Source organism: Gluconobacter japonicus (genome assembly GCF_002723975.1).
Classification (GTDB): Bacteria; Pseudomonadota; Alphaproteobacteria; order Acetobacterales; family Acetobacteraceae; genus Gluconobacter; species Gluconobacter japonicus.
The window spans coordinates 1-9,295 of record NZ_BEWO01000042.1; the positions used below are offsets into that span (position 1 = coordinate 1).

General features: G+C 58.0%; 10 protein-coding genes and 1 pseudogene. All 11 read right to left on the reverse strand.

All coding sequences use genetic code 11. The annotated features are described in order from the left end of the window. Positions 1 to 384: pseudogene (locus GJA01_RS14440) on the reverse strand (transposase); the annotation flags it as partial. Positions 385 to 648: 264 nt separating this feature from the next. Further along, positions 649 to 1,035: a hypothetical protein gene (locus GJA01_RS14445; RefSeq protein ID WP_062502503.1), complete on the reverse strand. Its 387-nt coding sequence runs from the start codon at positions 1,033 to 1,035 to the stop codon at positions 649 to 651. Between the two features lie 32 nt (positions 1,036 to 1,067). Beyond that, positions 1,068 to 1,628, reverse strand: a complete 561-nt coding sequence (locus GJA01_RS14450; RefSeq protein WP_062502504.1) for a chemotaxis protein CheD — start codon at positions 1,626 to 1,628, stop codon at positions 1,068 to 1,070. Beyond that, on the reverse strand, positions 1,625 to 2,014 hold the full coding sequence (locus GJA01_RS14455; RefSeq protein ID WP_062502505.1) for a response regulator: 390 nt from the start codon (positions 2,012 to 2,014) through the stop codon (positions 1,625 to 1,627). The genes GJA01_RS14450 and GJA01_RS14455 overlap by 4 nt, the downstream gene beginning before the upstream one ends. A gap of 95 nt (positions 2,015 to 2,109) precedes the next feature. After that, on the reverse strand, positions 2,110 to 3,150 hold the full coding sequence (locus tag GJA01_RS14460) for a protein-glutamate methylesterase/protein-glutamine glutaminase (protein ID WP_062502506.1): 1,041 nt from the start codon (positions 3,148 to 3,150) through the stop codon (positions 2,110 to 2,112). Positions 3,151 to 3,153: 3 nt separating this feature from the next. Continuing rightward, positions 3,154 to 3,996: a CheR family methyltransferase gene (locus tag GJA01_RS14465; RefSeq protein WP_062502507.1), complete on the reverse strand. Its 843-nt coding sequence runs from the start codon at positions 3,994 to 3,996 to the stop codon at positions 3,154 to 3,156. After that, positions 3,996 to 4,451 (reverse strand): chemotaxis protein CheW, encoded by a 456-nt coding sequence (locus tag GJA01_RS14470; RefSeq protein ID WP_062502508.1) that lies wholly within the window; start codon positions 4,449 to 4,451, stop codon positions 3,996 to 3,998. The genes GJA01_RS14465 and GJA01_RS14470 overlap by 1 nt, the downstream gene beginning before the upstream one ends. Positions 4,452 to 4,496: 45 nt before the next feature. Further along, positions 4,497 to 6,758 (reverse strand): chemotaxis protein CheA, encoded by a 2,262-nt coding sequence (locus GJA01_RS14475; RefSeq protein ID WP_062502509.1) that lies wholly within the window; start codon positions 6,756 to 6,758, stop codon positions 4,497 to 4,499. A gap of 13 nt (positions 6,759 to 6,771) precedes the next feature. Further along, complete coding sequence (locus GJA01_RS14480) at positions 6,772 to 7,155, reverse strand: response regulator (protein ID WP_062502510.1); 384 nt, start codon at positions 7,153 to 7,155, stop codon at positions 6,772 to 6,774. 8 nt (positions 7,156 to 7,163) lie between these two features. Next, positions 7,164 to 7,427 (reverse strand): STAS domain-containing protein, encoded by a 264-nt coding sequence (locus tag GJA01_RS14485; protein WP_253783076.1) that lies wholly within the window; start codon positions 7,425 to 7,427, stop codon positions 7,164 to 7,166. Between the two features lie 72 nt (positions 7,428 to 7,499). After that, complete coding sequence (locus GJA01_RS14490) at positions 7,500 to 9,020, reverse strand: methyl-accepting chemotaxis protein (protein WP_062502512.1); 1,521 nt, start codon at positions 9,018 to 9,020, stop codon at positions 7,500 to 7,502. Between the last annotated feature and the right edge of the window lie 275 nt (positions 9,021 to 9,295).

Here is a 9,295-nt window from a genome sequence, read left to right on the forward strand (position 1 = left end):
ATCAAAGCGCTCAAACAGTCTTTCAATGGCCCCCGCCTGTGTCAGGCGTTCACGGAACAGCCAGATTGTTTTGGCATCGGGCACCCGATCTGAAAGTCCCAGACCAAGGAAACGCATAAAGGAGAGGCGATCGTTGATGAGATACTCTGTCCGCTCATCAGACAAATTGTTGAGCGTCTGGATCACCAGGATCTTGAACATCAACACCGGATCAAATGGCGGTCGCCCGCCCTTGCTTCCATCTCAATAGGCCAGAGCCTTCTCCAGATCAGGGCGGAACACCTCAAAATCCACAGTCCGGGAAAACGCTTCAAGCTGATCGCCAAGACCGCTCAAACGAGCAAGCCGCTCTTCAACATCAAAGAAACCAGGCTGTTTCATTATTCATTCATCCACCCAATCACCACAGGAGGTATGGAATCACAGATACGCACTCAAAACCATGGAGTTTTTAGAACCCTCCATCTTGGGAAGGGCGGTTGCCATGGCGGAAAACTCCATGACGGGCGGAGAAGAGCCTCTCTCCCCTCCTTTCAACCCGTCACGGAAATCCCAACTTCACTTTTTCTCTTGACGGACCCCCACGCCAAAACCCTCTCCGGCGGTAAAAAGGTTTGGCTCCGATTGAAGGACCGATGTCCAGTGTCCTCAGAACATATCGACCTCGCCAGAACGATACGCCGGCTCGGCCTCCGCACGATTCTGTAACACCTGAATAATATGACTGAGCTTCACGCCGTGGCTGAGTGCGGCAACATCCAGCATCCGGTCGCTCGACTGACCGTCACTGGTGAGCATGTTCTTGAGAATGGTGGACACCGCCTCCACCGTCTGAGTGGCAGAATCCAGCTTTTGCAGTGTCTGCACATCCTGGTCGCTCAAGGGCGCCATGACCATATTCTCGCCCACCACCCGCTGCACACCGACAAAATCCTGGCAGGTTGTGTCCAACAGCCCTGCGAGATGATCCACGATTTCAAATACGCTGCGTTCAGTTCTGGTCACGACAGGGACCGAAGGGGGCACGACATCCATTATCTTGATTGGTCCTTTCCGACGGGGCTTCGTTAAAACAGCTCGACGGCGGAGCTGGCCCCTTTTGCCCATTTCCGTTCTGCTTCGGCCTCACGCCGGCTGTAATCCACTTCCTGCCGGCCGATACCCTGCCCGTCCTGCACCAGGTTCTGTTGCGCACGGCCTGTTGTCGGCCAGAACCGGATACGTCGCGCCAACGTACCGCCCAAGCTCTGGGATACGCAGCGTATCCCTTCGTATTCCAGATAGTGAGTCACAAACCGGATATTTTCTTCACCGATCCGGCCGAGAGTGGGAACAACGGCCGCCCCGCCGAACACTTTGCATGCCAGCCGGTTCCGCTGGCCACCGGCCTTGAGCAGGCCGTTGATCAGCATCTCCATGGAGTTCACGCCGAACCGCATTGCCGTACCACTCGGGCTTTCTTTGCCGTCCGGCAGCAGAAAATGATTAATGCCACCAACATGCGAGAGCGGATCATACATGCAGACCGAGATGCACGAACCAAGCAGTGTTGCAAAAACCACCGATGTATCAGCGGAAATTGCGACTTCTCCCTGAATGATCGTTCTGATTTCAGGATGATGAATCACTTGATTGGCCCGAACACCTTTTCCAGAACCTCCCGCAGCTTTGCCACGGTATAAGGTTTGGCAAGGAAATTGTTGACCCCGGCCTTGACGGCCTCCTGCACCAGTTCCCTGCTGGCCTCGCTGGTCAGAATGATGAAGGCCACCTTCTGCGTCTTCGGGTTGCTCCGCACAGCGCGCAGCAGCGCCAGACCGTCCATGACGGGCATGTTGAAATCGGAGATGACCAGATGTGTCGGATTCTGCTCCAGATACTCCAGAGCGTCCTTGCCATCCTTGCGCTGGGCAATATGGGTGAACCCGATTTCCGCAAGGCTGTTTGCCAGAACCTGACGGATGGAGGTCTGATCATCCACGATCAGAGCCTTGATTTGTGAAGCGGCGGGCATCTGCCCTTCCCCCTTTCCCTGTCTCACGTCCGGATTGAAAAACCGGCGTCAAATACGCCAGACGGTGATCGACCCGCCTGATTTTCTCCGTACTCTCAGCGCGGGTGACTGGCCATGGCCGCGGCACTGATCTGACGCAGCGGCACGACCTCGCAGGCCGCACCGATTTCGGCCGCGACGCGCGGCATTCCGTAAACGACGGCCGAGGTCTTATCCTGTGCGATTGTATGAGCCCCGGCCTGTCTCATGGCCAATAGCCCGTCCGCGCCATCACGGCCCATCCCCGTCAGGATCACCCCCAAGGCGTTCCGCCCCGCACATTTGGCAACGGAGTGGAACAACGCATCCACGGATGGACAATGCCCACTGACCGGGGGCGCCTTCACGAGACGGGTTACATATCTGCCACCACCAGCCTCCACCACCGTGTGGCGCTCGCCACCCGGTGCGATCCTGACCATGCCGGGTTGCAGGACTTCACCATCCTGCACCTCTGCAATAGAAAGCGCAGGCATGGCCTGATTCAGCCGGTTGGCGAAGCTCGCCGTAAACAGGGCCGGCATATGCTGGCAGATGACGATCGGTGGGCTTTTCTGCGGGAAACCTGACAGAACTTCTTCCAGCGCCTCCACGCCGCCGGTGGACGATCCAATAGCGACCAGATCCACCCCATTGTTCCAGCTTGCCTGAGCGGTACCAACAGGGGCCGCAGGTGTGCGCCGCTGCGCGCGGGCCACGGGCTGCGAACGGGCCGCCAGCACGACCAGCCGCCCAAGGCCCGCAAATGCGTCCTCGCCCGGACCTACATTGTGTTTGGGGTAGCAATCGAATGCCCCCATCTGGAGTGCGGTAATAGCCGTATCCGCTCCCTTTGCCGTCAGGCTGGACACCATGACAACCGGGATGGGACGCATCCGCATGATCTTTTCCAGAAACTGCAGCCCGTTCATCCCCGGCATTTCCACATCCAGGGTAATGACATCCGGCTGGTCCTTGATAATCAGGTCTCGGGCTTCCAGCGGATTGGCCGCTTCGCCACACACCTCGATATCCGGGTTCTGGGAAAATGAGCGTTTGATCAGCGCCCGGATGGTCCGCGAATCTTCAACGATCAGTACTCTGACGGGTGGGGCCATCAATCAGGTGTCCTTCCGGTAGATGGTCGGAGCAACCTGCTCCAGGCCGCATTGGCGTGGATTCCCCACTTTTTCGGAATGACCAACATAGAGAAACCCACCTTTTTCCAGCTTATCGGCCAGACGGCTCCACAGCCGCTCACGGGTGGGTTCATCAAAGTAAATGACAACGTTACGGCAGAAAATGACCGAGAACTGTCCGCGCATCGGCCAGTCGGCATTCAGGTTCAGCACCTTGAAGGTCGGTAGCGTACGGATGTTACCGTAAAAGGTCAGATTGCCCTGCTGATCGGGCTGCATAAACTGGCTTTTCTGCGCGCTGGAAATCCCGTCAGTCTCGCTGGCGACGTACGTGCCGGCCGCAGCCTGCGCAACGACATCGGAATTGATGTCGGTCGCCAGTATCCGCATGTCGTACGACGCTGCCTCGGGAAAGGCTGAGAGGACGGACATGGCAATGCTCCACGGTTCCTGCCCGGTAGAACAGGCAGAAGACCAGATCCTCCCTTTTCCGCCGTTCCTTAACCGGTTCGCCAGCATCGGCAGGACGTGCTTCTCCATATGCACAAAGTGTGGACGCTCACGGAAAAAGCTCGTGACATTGGTCGTGATCGCGCAAATCAGCTTTTCCAGTTCCGCACGACCGGACGGACTTTGTGCAAAGTTCAGATAAGCATGGAAAGTTGCCAAGCCGCTTTCGCGTACGCGACGCGAAACACGGGAATACACCAGCGTACTTTTGGAATCAGGAATGAAAATACCCGCTTCCTGCTTGGCAATCCGCCGTACCATCTGGAAGTCTGCGTCCGTATATTCCGGTTCACCTGTGGAACGCATATCGACCATCAGGAAGTGCCCGCCTTAACCAGTTGACCGACAACCACTTCAAGACGGAGGACGCCAATCATGCGGTCTCCCAGCATCACCAGCCCATTCAGACTGCTATTTTCCTCTGCCACGGCCTGAATTTCACCCAGATCGATGTCGGCCATGTCGATCACCCGATCTACCAGCAGGCCACAGACCGTACCGTTACGGGATTCCACGATGATCGCCACTCGACGCGGATTGTCGGGCTGCGGGGTCACATTGAGATATACCGCAAAGTCTATAACGGTCAGGATGACCCCACGCAGGTTGATTGCACCGCACACATAAGGCGGGGCAAACGGCAGAGCAGTCGTTTTTTCAAAACCACGAATTTCGCGTACACTGAGTATAGGAATGCAATATTCCTGCTCCCCCACTGCGAACACGATCATTTTTACAAGTTTGGCATCCGCCGCGGCGTCGTCCGTCATATCCGTTATCCTAATCAGAACAGATCGTTTTATGGGGGTCTTGTATTATGCCGCAATCTCTGTGCGGACATCCGACGGTCTGGTGTCGATCCGGCCAAGTGCGTTGGCGACAAGAGCGGGAATATCCAGAATAAGGGAGACACTGCCGTCTCCCAGAATGGTCGCGGCGGACACACCGGGCATCTGACGGTAGTTCTTTTCAATGCTCTTGATCACGACCTGCGCCTGATCGCGGATCGTGTCCACGATTAGCGCCGCACGTGCGCCGGACTCATTTTCGACGACCAGAATCACATCTTCTTCGGACTGGCCGGTCGCACGCTTCCTGACCAGTCCCAATACAGACGCCAGAGGAATAAGCGGCATGCACTCTCCACGAATGGACACGACATTGGCACCATCTGGCAGTGCGTAGATGTCCTTGTGACCAACCATCATCGTTTCCACCACGGAGGAAATCGGCACGACCATTGTCGAACCCGCAGCGTCGATCAGCATGCCATCCAGCACGGCCAGCGTCAGCGGCAGGGACAGACAGAAGGTCGTACCCTGCCCTTCCACGCTGCTGATGGTCACGCGCCCGCCTAGCCCCAGGATGGCCTGCTTGACCACGTCCATCCCCACCCCACGACCAGACAGATCGGACACGGTGGCTGCGGTGGAGAAACCGGGGGCGAAGATCAGGTTGTGGATCTCGTCATCCGTCAGAACCGCATCGGGGGCCACAATGCCGCGCTTGACGCCAATCGCCAACACGCGCTCGCGGTTGATCCCAGCCCCGTCATCCTGGATGGTAATGAGAATGCGGCCCGAACGATGGCCGGCGGACAGCAGGATCTGCCCTGTACCGGGCTTGCCTGCGGCAATGCGATCCTCGGCACTTTCAATGCCGTGGTCCACCGCATTGCGCAGCATGTGGGTCAACGGGTCGGACAGCTTTTCCACTAGCGTGCGGTCTACTTCCGTGTTCTCGCCTTCCAATGTCAGCACGACGTCCTTGTGGGTCATGGAACAGGCCTCGCGCACGACACGCTGCATGCGCTGGAACACGCTGCGCACAGGCTGGGCACGCACGGCCATGACAGCGTCCTGTATGTCGCGCGTCAGGGTTTTCATGCTGGCAATGCACTTGTTCATTTCCTGATGGCCGCCATTGTTGGCCTGACCGATCGCTTCGAGAGCTGCCTGCGCAATGACCAGTTCTCCCACCAGGTCCATCAGGTCATCCACACGATGCAGATCTACACGGATGGTTGCCTGTTCTGCGGGCTGGCGCACCGGCTGGGCCTTGCCCGCATCGACCGGGGCGCTTGCGGCCGGAGCAGGCGGCAACTCAGCCATGATCCGTTCCATGACGGCGGCAGAGGTCGGAGACGGGGCTTGCGCTGGTTCAGGCGCAATGATGGCCGATGCGGGTGCCTGAGCGTCCGTCGTTGATGCAGGCGCGAGCGAAGCGGCAGCGTCTTCGGCATTCTTATCCTCGGCCTTGAGGATGGCCGCTCCTTCGCGTGTGATGGTGACATCGCACACGTCGCTCACCCAGTCGAACACCGTGTGGACGCTCTCCTCCGGCACGGCGGCAGGCAGCACCACGCGCCATGACAGGCAGGACTTTTCGGTTTCCAGATCCGCCAGTGTGGGTACTGCGGCTGTCTCGCATGTAACAGTGCTGGTGCCACCATGCGCGACGGCCACGTCGGCCAGACCGATCAGCAGATTTCGCGCGTCATCTCCACGGTCATACATGGCGGTATGGGGGCTGAAGGTCACGACCAGGGCAGTGGATGCGGGGACTTCCTCTTCAACCCCTAAATCGCCGAAGTCAAAATCGGCCATAACCGGCGCGAAATCCAAGGGCACAGGCGTAAAATCAGCGGGGATGACCTCGTCCTGTTTCTCAGCCGGCGCACTACCGGTGGCATTGGCCATAATGGTTTCCAGCTCGGTCCGACTATCCGCAATACGATCCTGGTCAACCGCAGCACCCCCTTGCGCCTCGGCTACCAGATCGCTCAGGACATCCATCGCCTTGAGAAAGATTTTGACGATCTCTGGCGTCGGGGCGACACGGCCGGAGCGCAGGCCATCCAGGGAGCTTTCGAACACATGCGCAAAACGGACAAGGTTCTCCAGACCGAACGACGCGGCCCCGCCCTTGATGGAATGCACAGCGCGGAAGACAGCATTAATTGTCTCCTTGCCGGATTCCCCATCCGACAGGGCCGCCAGCCCGCGCTCGAGTTCCTGAAGCTGCTCTTCACATTCCTGGAAAAAGACCAGAAGGATATCGTCCATGTCACCACTCATGCTGGCTTTCCCTTCAAGCGGTCACCCGGCGGATGGCTGCGACAAGGCTGTCAGTGCTGAACGGTTTGACGATCCAGCCCGTAGCCCCGGCCGCGCGGGCACGGGCCTTCTTCTCGGGGTCGCTTTCCGTGGTCAGGACGATCATCGGCAGACGCTTGTATTTTTCCATCCCACGCACAGCTTCGATAAACTCAAAGCCATCCATGCGCGGCATGTTGATATCTGTAATAATCGCGTTGGGAACAGGATCGGCCGCTTGCAGAACGTCCAGCCCGTCGATCCCGTCTTCGCCCTGGATAACGTCGTAGCCGGCCCCTTCCAGAGCCTTGCGCAACATACTCTGCATGGTGCGGGAGTCATCGACCGTCAAAATGCGAATGCCTGCTTTGTCGCCCATAATCCTCATTACTCCTTCAATGGTGCCAGGGGTTCGCTCAGATACGCGCTGACGCCAAACAGGGCGTAAGCTTCCACAACTGGCTCCGAAGGCGTCGTCAGTGGACATCTACTGGCAAGGAGAACCTGCAGGCACAGCCCCCCAAGGTAAGTTACGCCTGAGGCATCCAGAGCAACCTGCTCTCCCCCGGCATTCTGAATTGCCTGCTCGATCTCGCTCTTCAGGGCGAACGCCGCAGAAGTGTCCAGACGTTCAGGGAGGGTCACGTTCACCAACTGACTGTTCCCTTGATCAAGCGGAACGCCCCGGGCGGCCACGCCCAGGACGCGCTGAAATAATGGCCATTAAAATTCTTCCCACCCGGCATCGGATGAGGAGGTAGGCATGGGCAGCGCCGGAGAGGGCGCGACGGAAGCTACCACGCGAGGCGGGTTTGCCGTCTTGGGGCGCACTTCGACGGCGCGCGGGCTCGAAAGCGATGGAGCGCTGGCCCAACCGGAACCCGGGCTATTCATATCCAGTTTGAAGCGATTGAGCGTAGCCGTCAGGGTGCGGGTCTCGGCAGTGAGGTTATGGCTGGCGGCTGTTGTCTCCTCCACCATGGCCGCGTTCTGCTGCGTGACCTGATCCATATCGCCGATAGCACCCGTCACCTCGGACAGGCGCAAGGCCTGGTCCTGCGTCGAGGAAGAGATTTCCTCCACCCGCGTGGCGATGTTCTGGGTACTGCCGGCAAAATCGTTCAGGTAGCGGCCTGTCTGCTGCACCAGATCCACGCCCTTGGTCACCTGTTCGGCGGCAACGGAAATCAGACGCTTGATCTCGCTGGCGGAGGTGGCGGATTGTTCGGCGAGCGAGCGCACTTCCTGCGCAACGACAGCAAACCCGCGTCCGGCGTCGCCCGCACGGGCGGCTTCCACCCCGGCGTTCAAGGCCAGCACATTGGTCTGGAACGCGATACCATCAATCACTGAAATGATTTCGCCAATCGCGTCGGAAGAACTCTTGATCCCGTCCATGGCCTTGGTGGTTTCGGTCATGACGGTGGTGGCCGCCTTGACCTTTTCGAGCGCCTGCTGGCTCTCGGCGTTGGCATCGGCACAGGCCCTGGCATTGCTCTGCACGCCTTCGGTAATGGTCCGCACGGAAGATGCCGTCTGCCCGAGGTTGGCCGCCTGCTTCTCGGTCCGCTTGGCCAGATCGTCCGATGCGGTCGAAATTTCGGCTGCCCCGGTGGCGATCAGGTCAGAGTTGCTGGCAACAGCGCTCAGCGCTTCGCTCAGACGCGTGGCGGAATGGTTGAAGGCATCACGCAGGGGGGCGAATTCACCCTCAAAAATCGGATCTTGAATACGGGTTCGCAGGTCGCCTTGCGCCATGTCAGCCAGAGCCTGCCCCAGGCACTCGATGACCTGATGGGTATGCTTGTCGCGCTCCTGGCTTTGATCAAGAGCCTCCCTGATTTCGGCGGCCATTTTCTCCTGTCGCTGATGACCGGCCTTCTGTTCCTCAACCACGCGGGAGAAGCTGAGCAGAACACGGGCAAGGCGACCGACACAGTCTTTGTTCTCAAGAAATGGCATTGTCTTGTTGAAGACACCCCTGCCCAAATCCTCACCCAGAAGGGCCAGCTTCTCAACTGGTGCGGTAATCATGCTGGTGAGCCATTGCCATGTCAGCAGGACACTCGCCACACCAAGGACCAGCACACCAAGCTGGAGGGCGCACACGTCGTCGGCCGATATATGCCAGAAGAAACTGATTGCTGTCACAATGAACTGGAACACGAAATACGTGACCAGACACAGCATCACGACCCGGATCTTGTCGCGAAACGGGGCGTCCTTGTTCAGCCATTGCGGCATATCAGTGCAACTTCCTTCATCTTTTCGGGCACCTGAATTGCCCCGGGTTTTGTGGAGACGTTTTTTATCTGAACTATGCAGCTAGGAACCAACCGCATGAGATGAGAGATTGTAATCTTTAGGGTTGTCATGATTTGTAATTATTTGTCATGCTTGTAAGTCGTTGCAATCAAATTGATATAAATCATATAGCGCATAGATATTCTCTATGACCGTCAACGTTTCTTGATGTTGCCCGTGATCATATAGGTCATCTGCGAGAGCAAGAAGAACAT